Below are 14,157 nucleotides of genomic sequence, written 5' to 3'. Positions count from 1 at the left end.
TCACGCCTCGCCAACCGCATCCGCTACCTGCGTGCGTGGCGCTTGTGTCATTCGCTGGGTGGTGTCGAAGGCCCTCAGCTCCTCGGGATGGAGCTGATGCTGCACGACGTAACTGGACTCCTTGATCCGCCACAGGCCCTGGCCCGTTCCCAGGGACGGGAGGAGCTTCTGCTCGGTACCGGTGAGCCCGAGAGTCTTGCCAGTGGTTCCGATCTGGTCGGACTCTTGCCGATAGATGATCCGTGATTCCGCGTTCGCGAGCAGGCTGCCCGCGAGTGCTCGCATGGCAGAGCCTTGATCGCCGACATTGTCGAGGTCGGTGAGCTTGTGAAAGATGAGCAGGTTCGCGATCCCGTAATGGCGGGCAAGTCGCCAGTGTGCATCCATTCGTTTCAACAAGGCAGGGTGTGACATCAGCCGCCATGCCTCGTCGTACACAACCCACCGCTGACCACCGTTCGGATCCAGCAGAGCGGATTCCATCCACGCCGACGAACAGGTCATCAGCACCGAGATCAGAGTCGAGTTCTCCACCACCCGCGACAGGTCGAGGGTGATCATCGGCAACGTCGGATCGAACGTCACCGTCGACGGCCCATCGAACAGGCCTGCGAGGTCACCGGAGACCAGGCGGCGCAACGCATGCCCGACCATCCGACCGTCCTCAGCGAGCCGCTCATCATCACCACTGTCAGGGCGGAGGATGCGGTCGACGACCATCGGCAGGATCGGAACCGACGCAGACGATACCACCGCCTGCAGCGCGATATCAATCACCGTGTGCTCCAACGGAGACAGCGACCGCTCCAACACGGTCTCAGCAAGCGCGCCGATCAGATCCCGACGACGCGACGCGACCGTGGATGCCCACTCACTGTCGGAGAGCCCAGCGGGACGGTAGCCCTCATCGAGTGGGTTCAGACGGTTCTTCAACCCGTGCCCGAGAACGATCGCTTGCCCGCCGACCGCTTCTGCGACGGCGGTGTGTTCGCCTTTCGGATCACCGGGAACGTAGACGCGTCTGCCGAACGGGATCGACCTGGTGTACAGGCTCTTCGCGAGCGATGACTTCCCCGAGCCGACGATGCCCGCGAGGACGAGGTTCGGGGCGGTGATGATGCCCCGCTGATACAGCACCCACGGGTCGTACACGAATGACCCACCGGAGTATATGTCCTGCCCAACGAACACCCCCTGCGACCCGAGCCCGCCCTCAGCGAGAAACGGGTACGCGCCCTGCAGTGCCGCGGACGTGTCCTGATGCGCGGGCACCCGGAACCGTCGATACGAACGCAATCCCGCAGGCCCCGGCTCGCCGCTTTTGGGGAGGTAGTTCGTGGAACGCGCTTCCGCGCGCTCCGCCGTGAGCTTCGCTTTCTCTGTGGCGCGCTGCTCGGCATGCTCGCGGGCGATGACCTGGCGGGCCGCGCGCTCACGCGCCTTGCGGTGTTTACGTCCGGTGCCGTCTTCGACGAGGACGGTGGAGTAGAGCTTCTTCGGTGAACGGTTCTGGGACACAGTGGCTACCTCTCAGAGCTGGTGTTTGAGAGGTACGAACCTTGCTGCTGTGTCGACTTGCTCCGCGGGACGCTAGGCATGCTCCCTCCCACGCTTGACTCCGCCCCTACGTCATAGTTTTTGCTTGAGGTATGAACAGAATCTCTTTCGCGTATCTCGCCTCATATCTACTGTCGTTACTGGGCAACTCGATAGCGGGTATCGCGTTGCCGCTGATCGTGCTGCAAATTACTGGAAGCGCCCTGGGGGCCGGTACCGTCGCAGCCGCTACCGCGATTCCAGCTGTTATTGCGGGGCTCACCATGGGTGTGGTCATCGACCGGATCAACCGGCGCACCTCATCGGTGGTCACTGACCTCATCTCTGCTGCCGCGATTGCAGCACTGCCTCTGATCGACATGATTTCTGGACTGAACATTGGCTGGTTCATTTTGTTCGGCATCCTTGGCTCGGTCGGTGACGTGCCAGGGCTCACCGCACGCGACGCGCTTCTTCCCGCAATTCTTCGACACGGCCAAATCACTTCAGAACGACTCATGGGAATTCGCGAAGCCCTCGGAGCTGTCGCGATCCTTCTTGGCCCTGCGGCAGCTGGCACCCTGATGGTGCTCTTTGACGGCTCGACAGTGCTGTGGATTACCGCAGCCACCTCGCTTGGCGCGGCTCTACTCACCTTGCTGATACCGCGCGAAGTTGGCAAGATTCTGCCGGGCGAAACGGATGAGACCACTGCGAGTTCCTGGACCCAACTTCGTACGGGCTGGCGCACACTATTCACCAACCCGTTCCTGATCGTCACAACCACACTGAGCCTATTTTCTGTGCTCGTGTTGGGGGCTCTCCAAGGACTGGTTCTGCCGGTGTACTTCACCGAAATCAACCAGCCAGGATTGCTCGGCTTCGTACTCACCGCTCTCGCAATAGGCATGCTCGTCGGCGGCAGCATCTACGCGGTGGCAGGCACGAAAACACCACGACGCATCTGGCTTGTTGTGGGGCTGATCGGCACCGCTATTGGGTTCGGGATCATCGCTTCGCTGATCACTGTTTGGGTGATCTTCGTTGGCGCATTCGTCATCGGTGCTGCAAGTGGCCTCTTCGGTGCCCTGATTGGGGTGCTGATGATCGAACGCATCCCGGAAGAAATGCGTGGCCGCATTATGGGTACCCAGAATGCCATCATGACCGCAGCACCCCCGCTGGGCATTATGGCCGCAGCAATCTTGACCGAGTATTTCAATGTGCAGGTCGCTTCGATCGCACTGTCAAGTATGTGGCTGCTCGCACTCATTCTTGGCTTGACCGCGCGGTCTTTGCGTAACCTGGAACCACAAGAAGCAGATACTGCAACAGGCACGAACAAGACTTCAGAGGAGGTGACAGATGCGTAGCAGCGAACTAGCGAGGCTCGCTGGGGTGACAGTTCGAGCACTCCGCCACTACCACCAGGTCGGCGTCCTTGAAGAACCTGAACGTGGGGCCAACGGGTACCGTGACTACACGGTGCATGATCTTATCCGCGTGCTGCGCATCAAACGGCTCAGCTCGCTGGGCATTGCGCTCGAGCAGATGCCAGATCTTCTCGACCAACCAGAAACCCCAATCAGTGACCCTCAAACAGGCACTCAAGAACTGTTAGCGCAACTTGACGAGGAACTTGTATCTGAGATCGAACGTTTGCAGCAACAGCGAGCACTCATCGAACAACTCCGTTCTCACCTAGCTGCTCCTGACACGCCCCCAGAAATAGCGCCATTCCTTACCGCGCTCACTACCGAAGACCTGCCCGCCTGGTATGGAAGCTTCGATCGGGACCAGGCCGTTCTTCTTGCTCATTTCGCGGGCGAGGGAGGCATGAACCACCTTGTTGAGCTCTACCGGCAACTCAGCAGCGAAGAGTTCGCTCCTGCAGTTAGCTCAATGAACAGGCGGTTTGCTGAACTCGGCGACAACACCAGCGAAGACGAAATCTCTGACCTGGTGGAGCATTTCTTGAAAGTGTTTGCACCATTGATCACCAGCTATGCAGCGCATGAATCTCCGTTCGAGGCAACTGGTGCCGCTGATCTTTTGGCTCAACACTCAGCCGACGTGCTGAATAGACAACAACGCGCAGTGTTGCTCCAACTTGAAACACGGCTGAGTGAACTAATTTCACTGCCCGAGCAAACGCCGTAACGGGACACAGGTAGCCATACGCTTATAGTCCCCGGCACAGGGGCAACGCTGCCGCGACGAACGCTTGAGCTTGCTGGCCGACGAGCCGCCTGGTCTCGCAGGATGCTTGGATTGCTGCTTGTTCGATCGCGGATACCGCGGCCTCGAGTTCGTCAGCGGTAGGGGCGGAGATGGCGAGGAGGCCGGTGTAGCGGAGGACGCCGTGGCCGCTGGTGAGGTCTGCTTCCTGTTGGAGGACGTCTTGGTATTCGGCTGTCTGCTGTGCGTCTTCGATTTGTCCGACTTTTTGTCGCTGGGCCGCGTCGGAGATGTATTCGGTTTTCTTCTTGCGGATGTCGCGGGCTGCCTGGTCGGAGCGGATCGGGTCACACAGCAGGGTGAATGCGCGCCTAATCCCGGAGGACAGCAGGACGGGTGCGAGGAAGCCTGGGTAGACGAGGGAGCGTGGCCACTCGCTGATCCACAGCACTGCGTGATGGGCGCTGTCAGAGCGAAGCCCGTCCCAGGTTTCTTCGACCGCGACGGGGCCTGCGGCGGCGAGGTCTTGCCCGATCTCGCCTGAGCGTTCCAGGGTCGCGGCGATTGCCGGGTCGTAGGCGGAGCGGAGCATGATGGCGAGTTGACCGGGGGTGTACCAGGCGGTGGGTTTGAGATCTGCGGTGCGCAGCGCGGTGGTGAGGGTGTCCATCTCCTGTCTCAGGACGACGGCTGCTCCTTTGAGGCTGCCGCCTGCGGTGCGGATCGCGCGGGACGCTGCCCGCATATCAAGGGACAGCGAAATGGTGGAGATGTGCCGTTCACCAGCGGGGCCTGCCCGGTCGATGAGCTCCCGGTAGGTGCGAGCGACCCAGGAGTCGTCGTCGTTGCCCTGTTCGGCCCACCACTGTGCGAGCCCGGAACCTGAGTCGGGGACGGTGCGCTCGAGCACCTGCAGGCGGGCGATGCGGGTGGAGCGGCAGGCGGTGGACAGGACGCGTCCCCAGGCGTGCACGCGGCGTTCCTGCTCTCCGGGGTCGAGGAGGATGAACGACGGATGGGTCACCTCCACCAGCGCAGTCAACGTCTGTGCGTGCGGATCGTGCACCATGACCGCCCCGGTCTCGGGGTCCTCGTACTGGCGAAGCGGTGCCGCATCCCCCGGGAGCGCGAGCGTCCCAGCGGGCCGGGGCTTGACGACGCGCCGCCGGTACCTGGTCTGCCCCAGTGCCTGGCGGAGGAGCCAGTGCAGGGTGATCGGTACCCATTCGACGAGTTTCCTGCCGCTGATGGGAACCCAGGTGAGGGCGATCGCGGTGCCCCAGATGGGTGCGGTGTAGAGCGCCGCGGGTCCACCGGTGTACAGGGAGGCGATGAAGACGGCGACTGCGATCGAGAGCGCAATAACTTGTGGGAGGGAGAGGCCGAGGATGATTCCGCGTTTGGTGAGACGGGAGAACTTCACCGGGGACAGTTCGAACTCGTTCTGCGTGGATGCGGTACTCATCTGTGGCTCCTCCTGAAGACGACGTCGGGTACGTGCAGGTCAGGTACGGACACGAAGAAGCGGGCGGCAACCCGGTGCTGGGTTACCGCCCGCGTGACGGATGTGCGTCTTCTCTCTCCTTTCAGGTGCGAAGTCGGTTCAGGACTTCGGTGCGGGCTTCGGCGGTGGCGGTGCGTCCCCACCCGCAGGTTTCGCCGGAGGCGTCTTCGGTACAGCTTCCGAGGGCGGTGCGCTCGGCTGGGCGGGCGGCGTGGAGCGATCCGGCGGTGGTGGTGGGGTCTGTGCTTCGCTTGCGGCCCCGGCGTGGTTGTCCGCGGTGCGACCAATAGCGCCGCCGAGCTTCGGTCCTGCTTCCGCGGCTCCCTTGGCGATCTTCGCCCCAGCAACCGCGGCGATCCCGATCGGCCCTGCCGCAGCTCCCGCTCCGGCACCGCCCGCGGCTGCAGCACCGCCCCCGGATCCTACTGCCGCGCCACCGGATCCAGCAGCGCCCGCGGAGCCGGACGCCGCACCAGCACCTGCGGAACCTGCACCACCGCCCGCAGGCGCAGATGGCTTCCCGCTCGGTGGCGGCGGTGCATTGCCGCCTCCACCGTTTCCGCCACCCTTGTTGTCACCGCCGTCGAGGACCTTCTGCGGGCCTGCACCGTCGGGTTTCCCTGGCAGCGGCATGGGCCGGTTCATGGCTTGCTTGGATTCTTGTTCGGCGGACATGACGTGGTACATGTCGAAGCCGACGAAGCTGATGAACTTGTACACCATGTACGGGGCGAACGCGGCGATGAACATCAGCACGATCCCCGCGATCGGATCCGCGATCGAGGACAGGTCCAGATCGATGGGGGCGTTGACCTGGTTGATGGCGACGAGAAACACCACCACGATCACCAGCTTGGAGAAGATCAGCGCGAGCACGAACGATGCCCACTTCCCGAACCATCCCTTCGTCGCATCCCACGACGCTCCCGACAAAGCGATCGGTGCCATGACGACCGCGACGAGGATCAAAGCCTTCCGGATGAGGAGTGAGAACCAGACGATCGCAGCGGCACAGATCGCGAGGAAGCTGAGGAAGATCGTGATGATTGCCCCGGCTCCTGGTGCGGTGAGGTTGATCGCGGTGAGCCCGGCAACGAGAACACCGATCTTCCCGCCCATTTCCTCCAACGTTGTGCCGGTGGCTTGGATGATGCCGATGCTCAGCTGGTCGACGACCTCGAGGAGAGTTGCGGTGAGGGTGATCACCAGGAACGACCCCAACACGCTCTTTGCGAGCCCGAGAGCTGCGCGGGACAGGGCGGTGGGGTCGCGGCGGATGAGGCCGGTGATGAGTTGGAGGCAGAAGAAGATCAGCATGATGAAGATCGCGATCCCGAAGATCACGTTGTACACGCCGATGTAGCCCGCCCCGGTGACATCGACCAGGGTGGTGGAGTCGAACAGTGCCCACACGCCCTGGAAGATCCAGGACGCGGCCTGCCCGATGGCTTGTGCGAGCCAGTCGAAAGGGGCTGCCACGAGGGTGGCGGCCCCTTCACCGACGGCGTCGCAGACGTTGCTAATGATGGGGACGTCGCAGATTCCAGCCACTGGGTTCCCCTCCCTTCTTCGGGTAGAGGTCGTGGGTTAGGAGACGGTCTGGCCGACGTTCCAGAAGAAGTTGATGAGCGTGACTGATGCGCCGGTGATGATCGCCGCGCCGCAGGAGATCAGCACCCCGACCTTTCCCCTGGAAGCCAGGTGGGGGTTGGAGGAGTTTGACCCGAAGCCCCACACCACCGCGGAGACGATGAGGGCGAGCACGGACAGGATCAGCCCGATCGTCATCACTGCACCGACGACGGTGCGAAGGGCACCGATTCCGGGGAGGCCGGAGTCGTTCGGGGTGATGTTGATGTTCGCGGGCAGGACTGCGGCGGCGGCGGTGAGGGTGTCGAGGACGGCAAGCATGGTGGGGCTCCTTCACAGGCTTCGGCCCGCAACGAGATAGCTGCGGGGTCACCCGTCAGGTGCGACCCCGAAACACCCGACTCGAAGCCCGGGGATACGGGGTGTTAGAGGGCATCGCCGAGGTTCAGGAGGAAGTTCATCCAGGCGACTCCGGCTCCGGCGAGGACGGCGGCACCGAGGGCGACGAAGACCCCGACTTTGCCTTTCGCTGCGACACCGGGGTTGCCGTTCGAGGACGAGATTGCCCAGATGATCGCGGAGACCACGAGCATGAGCACGGACACGATGAGCACGATCGTGAGCAGTGCGCCGACGATGGAGATCAGGGTGCTGCGACCTCCCACCCCGGACAGATCCGGGTAGACGTTCTCCGCAGGGAGCACGGTCAGTAGTAGTGCGATGGTGGGCATGTGGGTCTCCAAACATGAGCGGTGCGGGTGGGCACCTCTCAGGTGCGGCGCGGCATCTTCAGTCCCATGCGCGTCACGGAATAGAATGGAGCATGAGCACCAGAAGCGCAGCTGCGAACGCCTCCGAGAGCTGGCGTCCTCGGGCGCTGATCTTGAGCGTCACCGCACTCGTCGGATTGGGGCTGGCGTTCGGTTCGTGGCTCTTGCAGCATGCTGATGCGTGGTGGAGCAACCTCTTGGCGAACATGGCCGTCGTCGTATTGCTTTTGATCCCAGGCGAGCTCTTGCTGGCTGGGATGCGCCGCAGCTTCGAGCGTGTCGAGCGCACCGCCTCTCGCGCGGAGAGCGTCGCTGAACAGGCAAAGCAAACCGCGGATACGGCCGCCCACTCTCTAGATGACATCCATCAGTCGCTGGTCGATCGGCAGCTTGCGGAATTGGAGGATGAGCTCGACGTCTACCGCAACATAGTGAACGTCACAACCCGCGATTCCTTGATCGGAGCCTTGCGTCAGGCGACGCAGGATCAGCTCATCACTGCGGACGGCGTTCGGGTTCCTGTGTGGGAAACCGACATTCACTACCGCTTCCTCATCGACCGTCCTTCAACGGAGACGCTCGTCGTCCAGCTTGAGGAAGATGATGGCACAGTCTTGTCGAGTACATCTTGGGATGCCTCCACGACTCCTGAGGACTTCTATCAGTCGCTCGTTTACGCCGTTCGAGATGCTGGGCGTGACCTTGGCACTGGCCTCAACGTCCCAACTCAATCGGTCGAAGAACTCGCGAGCATGCTCACAGACGTGACCAGACTGCGCTCCCAAGACCTTGCTGGAAACCGCCCGACTCTTCGGAGAATCGTCGAACGACGAAACGGCTGGTACTTCACCGAACGGCACGTCATCCCTGCGGACAATCTGCACTACTGCATCGACATTCACCGGCTCGACGAACTCGACTGGGAAGAACACCTCCGGGACAAGGGCTGGTACTCGGCCCCCGACGCGATCCAGTTCGCACGCAAGCTCTATCGAATCGACCAGCAGGCGAGTCAGCGACAGAGCTCAGACCAGCGCAACCGCCCCGATGAGGAGGATGGTGAGAGCGATGACCACCTCGAGTCGTGAACCGCGTCGGATCGACCCCTTCCCAATGTATTTCATCAAAGGCGTCGCCGATGTCCTAGCCCAGACCGAGTACCCGGGTCTGAGTAACTCCGAGATCGATGCGCTGCTCCCGATGGCAGGGATAAGTCAACGCGAGCAGGGAAGGAACAAGCGCGAGAGCCTCCACATCACCTTGAACAACAAGCAGTATCGTCAGGGTCTGGGCAACTGTGTGGCGGTCTTCATCACCAAGGCGATGTCACCGGCCCGATACACGCGAGACCCCAATCGTTTTGGGCAACTACGCGACCAACTCTCCGAGTTCATGGTGCACTACGGATACCGGATCAATGACAAGGGCCAGCTCGCTCGGGGCACGAGGGCCAGCACGCTCACCGAAGCAGCCGCCCTCGCCGGAACACTGCACATGGAGCTTCGCCGTCGCGGAACTCACGAGGAATTGTTCAAGTATTGCGCCGAGGAATTCGTTACTCGCTCGCTGTTCCACGCAATCTCGGAGGCGGCGAAGAGCATCCCAACGCGAGTTCGTGCGATCACAGGTTTCGCCGGAGAGGGTGATGCTCTCTATAACGGCGTGTTCGGAACACGTCAGGATCCGCCATTGCTTTACATCAACCGGTACGAGAATGACTCTGACGTCAGCGAGCATCGCGGGTTCAAGAATCTGGTTCTTGGCATCCACGGTCATTACCGAAACCCCCGTGCTCACTCCAACCGCATCGACAACGTCGAAGTCATGCCTGATTTCTACGACGCGTTCAGCCTGTTCTCATACGTCCACCGCAGACTCGACACGGCCGCTCGACAACCCCTCCGATAGCCAGCCAGTTCGACAGCCCCGTTTGGCAGTGCAGAACAACGCAGTAGTCTCGCGTGCGATCGACTCCGATGTGGTCCACTGGAGTATGGACGCAATGCACGTTGAGACACTCCGAGGGCGAGATCGGGCTGCGCTGTGTCAGATGCTCGAAGGCTCTGGCGACTTCCCCCAGAACCTCGTCTACCTCTACCGGCGCACAGCGAGCCGCTACGTGACTCTTGTGGCCTGGTGTGAGGGAGAGATCAGCGGTGTGTTGACCGGATCGTTCGACTCGGACTTCACCGGTAACAGCGCCTTCGAAGCCTTTGAACTCCCGCGGCCACCCCACGCGTTTCTCGAGAGAATCCATGTCCGGGAGTCCGTGAGATCTCGCGGAGTAGGTCGAGCGCTGCTGGAAGCATATGCATCCGAGGCGAGTGAGCGTGGATGCACCTTCATCGGCGGATCCATCGACCTCTCCACCGATCCCAGGCTGCGGCGTAAATTCTTCGTAGGGGTCGGGTTCACGATCCGCGCGCACGATAACTTCGGTGCCTCTCCGATCGACATCATCACCGCTACCACGCAGCACTGACTACAACGGCCTGACGGCGACCGCGTAAAGTTCTACACCGCGCAGCTGGGGCCGCCGCCTGCGGCGGCGTCGATGCCCTCGACGCCGCGCTCAGCGAGCCACGGCTCGGCATCGACCGCGGGCGATCCGGCTCCGCCGGGGTGGACTTGGAAGTGCAGATGCGGACCGGTCGAATGGCCGCTGCTGCCAACATCGCCAACGTGTTGGCCCGCGATGACGCGGTCACCTGCGGTGACATGGATACCGTGCTCCCACATGTGGATGTACTTCGTGGCGACTCTCTCCCCGCCGATGGTGTGCTCGATCGTGATCTGCCCCGAATACCCATCGACCATGCCCGCATACGTCACGACCCCGTCCGCGAGAGCGAAGATCGCCGTACCATCGGACGCGGCCCAGTCGGTTCCGGAGTGGAAACTCGCCTCACCGGTGATCGGGTCGGTGCGCGGGCCGAATGTCGATGTGCGCACGTAGGTGCCGGTCGGCAGCGGAAACACCAACCGGCTCGTCTCCGGGATATCCGCATCCCCAGGCGCGCCGCTGCCATTCCCGCCGCCGCGAACGGTGAGGGCATCGAGGATGGTGCGGGCTACGGGCTCATAGTTCTGGTAGCGGTCCGGGTAGGCGGACACTTCGACGGCTTGGGCGGCTTCACCCTTGTCCATCTGCTGCCACCCAGGAATGTCCAGCAGCCCCCGCGGTGAGGGATAGTTCGGCCCGTCTGGGCCGCCGTAGAACGCCTTCGCTTGGTAGGTGGTGTCCATGAGCTCGGCGACGGTGCCCCACCCGGCCTGGGGGCGCATCTGGAACAGGCCCAGACTGTCGTGATCGGACCCGTTGCCGTCATTCGGGTAGTTACCGGACTCGGGGTAGGTGCCGGTGTTCGCGAGCTGGCGGAGCGTGGACTCCGTTAGCGCCGCCATGAGCGCGATGAGGATCCCATCACGCCCCACCTCAGGAGTGTTCGCGCCGGTGGTGATGATGGTTCCGGCGTGGGTGAGCTGCTGTTTGTTCAGCGTGAACGTGTACCCGTCTTTCATCGTCACTTCCAGCGAATCCGGGATCGGCCCGAGCATCACATCGGAGGCGACACAGTTCGCCTGATTCGTGACCGCAGGGTTCATGACCACCCCGATACCCAGGAGCCCGAGCATCGGCGCGAGCAGAACAAACACGAGCGCGGCGATGGCTGCTTTCTTCACGACTGGTCCCTCTCGTTCTATCGGAGGGGGTTGTCGAGCTCAGACAGGCGCAGCAGATAGCAGCGGTCGAACACCGGCTCGCAGGAGACGAACACCGTGAACGCCACCGCATGCGCACTGTCGACGGGATCGTCGTACCAGACGCCCTCCCGCACCCTGGTGCCCTCGACCGTGTAGGCGTAGGTGCCTTCTGCGATTTGCCCGCCGGAGGCGGTGACGGCTTCGTCCCACTGGGTGGGGATGAAGATGCGGTCGATCTTGATCGACTGCCTGGTGCGGTACTCCGCCAGAACACGCCACGTCGACGCGGACGGGAAGTAGCCGTCGAGATCAGCGATCAGCCCCGGAGTTTCGGTGCCCGAGGGGTCCGCGTCCTCGACCAACACCGCCCGGTGATCCGACGCGGTCAGCAGCGTGAACGTGTCCCACGTGAACAGCGCTTCAGCGACCGAACGAACATAGACCTCCGGGTCATTCGTCCGGGCAAGTCTCGGCAGTTTCGGTTCTCCGGGCTTCTCGCTCGGGGGCGGGGATGTCGAGGCCGAGCCCGGCAGTGTGGTCTCAGATGGGGCGTGTGGTGTGGGGCCGGTGATGAGGCCGTAGATACCGATCCCGGCGAGGATCGCGATGACCAGGCTGGTGGCGGTGAAGGCGATGATCAGGCGACGCTTGCGGCGCTGCTGATCATCCAGAACGGGTGCAGACATGAGAAGCCTCCAAACACGAAAGAAGGGCGGGCAGAGTCACCCATCAGGTGCGCTGCCCACCCAGAAACCCCCGGACCGCTCGGCTACCCGTCCGCGGCGTCAACGCTCTCTTCGGGAACCTCGGAGCCCTGGCCCTGAGCGGTATCGCGGGTCTCTTGTGCCTGCTCGAGAAAGCTCGAGGCTGACGTGATGTAGGTGGCGACGAGGTCCCACTGCTCGTCGTCGGCGTACTGGCCGAACTCGGCCGGGTCGTAGCCGTCCCACCAGCCGTGCTCCCGTCGCAGCAGATCGACGAGCTTGCGGATCGCATGCTTCTCCCGCAGCAACGGATCCACGTCCTTCCACCCCAGCGAGGTCTCGTCGGTGGCGGCTTTCTGGATCTCGCGCACGCGGGCAAGCGCAAGCCCGGACTCTTTCATCGCCTCCGCCGGGGAGTCGATCCCAGAAAGCCCTCGCAGCTCAGCAACAGCCGCACGGCGGGCTGCCTCTGGGATATCGGGGTCCTCAGCGGTGCGGGTGAGGTGTGCGAGGTGTTGACGGGTCTTCACTGCCTGGTAGCGACCGTTGACCTTGCGGTCCTCGTTGATCTCGAGAAGCGCTTCCGCGGCGTGCTGGCGCACATAGGGGTCTTCGGTGTCGTCGGCGGCGATGTGTTTGAGCTGATTGATCTGTTCCAGCATGGTCCGAGAATCCCGACCCGTCACCGCACGGGCTGCCTGTACTCGTGCTTTCCGGTCGTTGACGTTGACGGGGTCTTGCGGTGGTGCCGAATCGGCACCACCGCTCTGTTCCTGCTTTCGCCCGCCCTCACCGAACAGCGAACCTGCTTTCGCACGAGCCGTATCCTCCGCATACAGGCGTTTGAGTTCTTCGTAGAGTTCTGCTTGCTCGAGCGGTTTCAGCGCTTTGTGCAGGGTCTGCTCGTCACGGATTGCGAGGACGTAGGAGAGCTTGTCCGAGACGCCGGGAACGACCCAGATCGGGGTGACGCGCATCCCGATCCGCTCCATCGCGGCGACCCGGCGGTTCCCGGTGATGATGACGTAGTCCTCGGTGACCGCGGGCGGGTTCAGCACTCCCACCCGGCGGATCGAGTCACACAGCTCGTCGAGGTCTTCATCGGGGTCGCGGCGATACTGCGACCCTTTCTTCAGCTGATCGATGGCGTGTTCCAGTACCAGATGCCCGCGACTCATGCTGCACCCCCTTGCCCGTCCTGCAGGTCAGGTACGGACGCCATCCGGCGGGATGCTTCCACGAGCGTTTCATCGCGGAGGAGGTCGGCGACATCGTCACCGAGGAGCACACGAGCGAAGAGGCCATAGTCGCCGCTTTTTCGCCTCCCAGTTTTGGTGCCGACGACAAGACGCACCAGGCCCGCCCAAGCTTCTGGGGTGTAGCCGAGCCGGATCGCGATGTGCAGCTCTTTCGACACGATCTCCAGCGCCGAGCTGGATGACGATAATCCGGTGATGCGGTGGGCGATGTAGTCCACGGCCTGTTCGACGGGGCGGGCAGGCCAGTCGGTGAGGACGAGGAACACGCTCGTGGCGCGGATCACCCGATCCACCGAATGATCCTCACCCTCATGGCTTCGCGCGTAGAGGGAGTGCGCGTGGGGATGCACGTCGTAGAAGAACTCCTCGTAGTGACCCGCCCGCATCGGTTCCTCAGCGGGGCGTTTTGAGGGGCGGCGTGCCTTGTCTTGGCTGGTCATGTTCCGGTCCGCGTGCACTTCGGCGGCGATGCCGAGCGCGACGGCACGGGTGATCACCGCCCAGGGGTCGTCGGCGCGGAGCGTGGTGGGTTGCCGCATCGCAAGGAACGCCTCGTATGCGGCATCTTCTGGCGCACGCCGCCACGCTTTCGCGATCGGCGTGTACTTCTGGGTGACGTAGACCATGAGCTCGGCTGCGACTGGGCTCGACGCCCACGCATTGTGCTCATTGAGGTCCGTGATGAGCGCCCGCAGCCCTTCACCGGTGGTGAAGTCCGGGGCAGGATGCTGGTGTTGCGAGAGTTGGGGTGTCATGGTGACTCCTGACATGAGAGAAGATCCGTCGGTAGATAGGTGTGACACCCACCCGACACACGCCCTCATCCCGCCAGCGCCGCGGAGAACACCGCCTGCAACAGGCAAAGGAGTACCGTCAGGCCTACTCGAAGCGGGCAGCCTGTCAGGTGTTCA

14 protein-coding genes are annotated in these 14,157 nt (G+C 62.9%); 5 read left to right on the top strand and 9 right to left on the bottom strand.

Annotated features, from left to right (window positions below):
• Window positions 1-1,518, bottom strand: a complete 1,518-nt coding sequence (locus KTJ78_RS07495) for a putative type IV secretion/conjugal transfer ATPase (RefSeq protein ID WP_217134158.1) — start codon at window positions 1,516-1,518, stop codon at window positions 1-3.
• Window positions 1,519-1,649: 131 nt separating this feature from the next.
• Between KTJ78_RS07495 and KTJ78_RS07490 the strand changes: the two genes are divergently transcribed.
• Both KTJ78_RS07490 and KTJ78_RS07485 read left to right on the top strand, forming a co-directional pair.
• Complete coding sequence (locus tag KTJ78_RS07490) at window positions 1,650-2,909, top strand: MFS transporter (protein ID WP_217134156.1); 1,260 nt, start codon at window positions 1,650-1,652, stop codon at window positions 2,907-2,909.
• Window positions 2,902-3,696 carry a MerR family transcriptional regulator gene (locus KTJ78_RS07485; protein WP_217134155.1) on the top strand — a complete coding sequence of 265 codons (795 nt, stop codon included), beginning with the start codon at window positions 2,902-2,904 and terminating at the stop codon, window positions 3,694-3,696. Before KTJ78_RS07490 ends, KTJ78_RS07485 begins: the two co-directional genes overlap by 8 nt.
• A gap of 22 nt (window positions 3,697-3,718) precedes the next feature.
• On the opposite strand, the gene KTJ78_RS07480 is transcribed toward KTJ78_RS07485, so the two are convergent.
• The 4 genes from KTJ78_RS07480 to KTJ78_RS07465 all read right to left on the bottom strand — a co-directional run bounded on the left by KTJ78_RS07480 (window position 3,719) and on the right by KTJ78_RS07465 (window position 7,539).
• Window positions 3,719-5,179: an SCO6880 family protein gene (locus KTJ78_RS07480; protein ID WP_217134153.1), complete on the bottom strand. Its 1,461-nt coding sequence runs from the start codon at window positions 5,177-5,179 to the stop codon at window positions 3,719-3,721.
• Window positions 5,180-5,317: 138 nt separating this feature from the next.
• Window positions 5,318-6,769, bottom strand: coding sequence for a type IV secretion system protein (locus KTJ78_RS07475; RefSeq protein WP_217134149.1), 1,452 nt, complete (start codon window positions 6,767-6,769; stop codon window positions 5,318-5,320).
• Between the two features lie 36 nt (window positions 6,770-6,805).
• Complete coding sequence (locus KTJ78_RS07470) at window positions 6,806-7,129, bottom strand: DUF6112 family protein (protein WP_217134148.1); 324 nt, start codon at window positions 7,127-7,129, stop codon at window positions 6,806-6,808.
• 104 nt (window positions 7,130-7,233) lie between these two features.
• Complete coding sequence (locus KTJ78_RS07465; RefSeq protein ID WP_217134147.1) at window positions 7,234-7,539, bottom strand: DUF6112 family protein; 306 nt, start codon at window positions 7,537-7,539, stop codon at window positions 7,234-7,236.
• A 92-nt stretch (window positions 7,540-7,631) separates the two neighbouring features.
• Between KTJ78_RS07465 and KTJ78_RS07460 the strand changes: the two genes are divergently transcribed.
• The 3 genes from KTJ78_RS07460 (at window position 7,632) to KTJ78_RS07450 (ending at window position 10,060) form a co-directional block, all read left to right on the top strand.
• Entirely contained in the window at window positions 7,632-8,666 is a 1,035-nt protein-coding gene (locus tag KTJ78_RS07460) for a hypothetical protein (protein ID WP_217134146.1), read from the top strand.
• A complete protein-coding gene (locus tag KTJ78_RS07455; protein ID WP_217134145.1) occupies window positions 8,647-9,486 on the top strand; it encodes a TIGR02391 family protein in 840 nt (279 codons plus the stop codon). The genes KTJ78_RS07460 and KTJ78_RS07455 overlap by 20 nt, the downstream gene beginning before the upstream one ends.
• Before the next feature lie 94 nt (window positions 9,487-9,580).
• Window positions 9,581-10,060, top strand: coding sequence for a GNAT family N-acetyltransferase (locus KTJ78_RS07450; protein ID WP_217134144.1), 480 nt, complete (start codon window positions 9,581-9,583; stop codon window positions 10,058-10,060).
• A 32-nt stretch (window positions 10,061-10,092) separates the two neighbouring features.
• Here KTJ78_RS07450 and KTJ78_RS07445 read toward each other — a convergent pair whose 3' ends face one another.
• The 4 genes from KTJ78_RS07445 to KTJ78_RS07430 all read right to left on the bottom strand — a co-directional run bounded on the left by KTJ78_RS07445 (window position 10,093) and on the right by KTJ78_RS07430 (window position 14,001).
• The gene (locus tag KTJ78_RS07445; RefSeq protein ID WP_369808024.1) at window positions 10,093-11,262 is read right to left on the bottom strand and encodes a M23 family metallopeptidase; all 1,170 of its coding nucleotides are present in this window, start codon (window positions 11,260-11,262) and stop codon (window positions 10,093-10,095) included.
• A 17-nt stretch (window positions 11,263-11,279) separates the two neighbouring features.
• The gene (locus KTJ78_RS07440) at window positions 11,280-11,969 is read right to left on the bottom strand and encodes a hypothetical protein (RefSeq protein ID WP_217134143.1); all 690 of its coding nucleotides are present in this window, start codon (window positions 11,967-11,969) and stop codon (window positions 11,280-11,282) included.
• Between the two features lie 83 nt (window positions 11,970-12,052).
• Window positions 12,053-13,165 carry a ParB/RepB/Spo0J family partition protein gene (locus KTJ78_RS07435; protein WP_217134142.1) on the bottom strand — a complete coding sequence of 371 codons (1,113 nt, stop codon included), beginning with the start codon at window positions 13,163-13,165 and terminating at the stop codon, window positions 12,053-12,055.
• Window positions 13,162-14,001, bottom strand: a complete 840-nt coding sequence (locus KTJ78_RS07430) for a hypothetical protein (protein ID WP_217134141.1) — start codon at window positions 13,999-14,001, stop codon at window positions 13,162-13,164. The genes KTJ78_RS07435 and KTJ78_RS07430 overlap by 4 nt, the downstream gene beginning before the upstream one ends.
• Window positions 14,002-14,157 lie beyond the last annotated feature (156 nt).

The organism is Leucobacter chinensis (assembly GCF_019049105.1).
Lineage (GTDB): Bacteria > Actinomycetota > Actinomycetes > Actinomycetales > Microbacteriaceae > Leucobacter_A > Leucobacter_A chinensis.
This window is presented reverse-complemented; position numbering and strand designations above follow the sequence as displayed.

Coding starts and splice junctions, on each gene's coding strand:
- KTJ78_RS07490 (WP_217134156.1), top strand. CDS start 1,650: ATGAACAGAATCTCTTTCGCGTATCTCGCCTCATATCTACTGTCGTTA.
- KTJ78_RS07485 (WP_217134155.1), top strand. CDS start 2,902: ATGCGTAGCAGCGAACTAGCGAGGCTCGCTGGGGTGACAGTTCGAGCA.
- KTJ78_RS07455 (WP_217134145.1), top strand. CDS start 8,647: ATGACCACCTCGAGTCGTGAACCGCGTCGGATCGACCCCTTCCCAATG.
- KTJ78_RS07480 (WP_217134153.1), bottom strand. CDS start 5,179: ATGAGTACCGCATCCACGCAGAACGAGTTCGAACTGTCCCCGGTGAAG.
- KTJ78_RS07430 (WP_217134141.1), bottom strand. CDS start 14,001: ATGACACCCCAACTCTCGCAACACCAGCATCCTGCCCCGGACTTCACC.
- KTJ78_RS07460 (WP_217134146.1), top strand. CDS start 7,632: ATGAGCACCAGAAGCGCAGCTGCGAACGCCTCCGAGAGCTGGCGTCCT.
- KTJ78_RS07450 (WP_217134144.1), top strand. CDS start 9,581: ATGCACGTTGAGACACTCCGAGGGCGAGATCGGGCTGCGCTGTGTCAG.
- KTJ78_RS07435 (WP_217134142.1), bottom strand. CDS start 13,165: ATGAGTCGCGGGCATCTGGTACTGGAACACGCCATCGATCAGCTGAAG.
- KTJ78_RS07440 (WP_217134143.1), bottom strand. CDS start 11,969: ATGTCTGCACCCGTTCTGGATGATCAGCAGCGCCGCAAGCGTCGCCTG.
- KTJ78_RS07470 (WP_217134148.1), bottom strand. CDS start 7,129: ATGCTTGCCGTCCTCGACACCCTCACCGCCGCCGCCGCAGTCCTGCCC.
- KTJ78_RS07465 (WP_217134147.1), bottom strand. CDS start 7,539: ATGCCCACCATCGCACTACTACTGACCGTGCTCCCTGCGGAGAACGTC.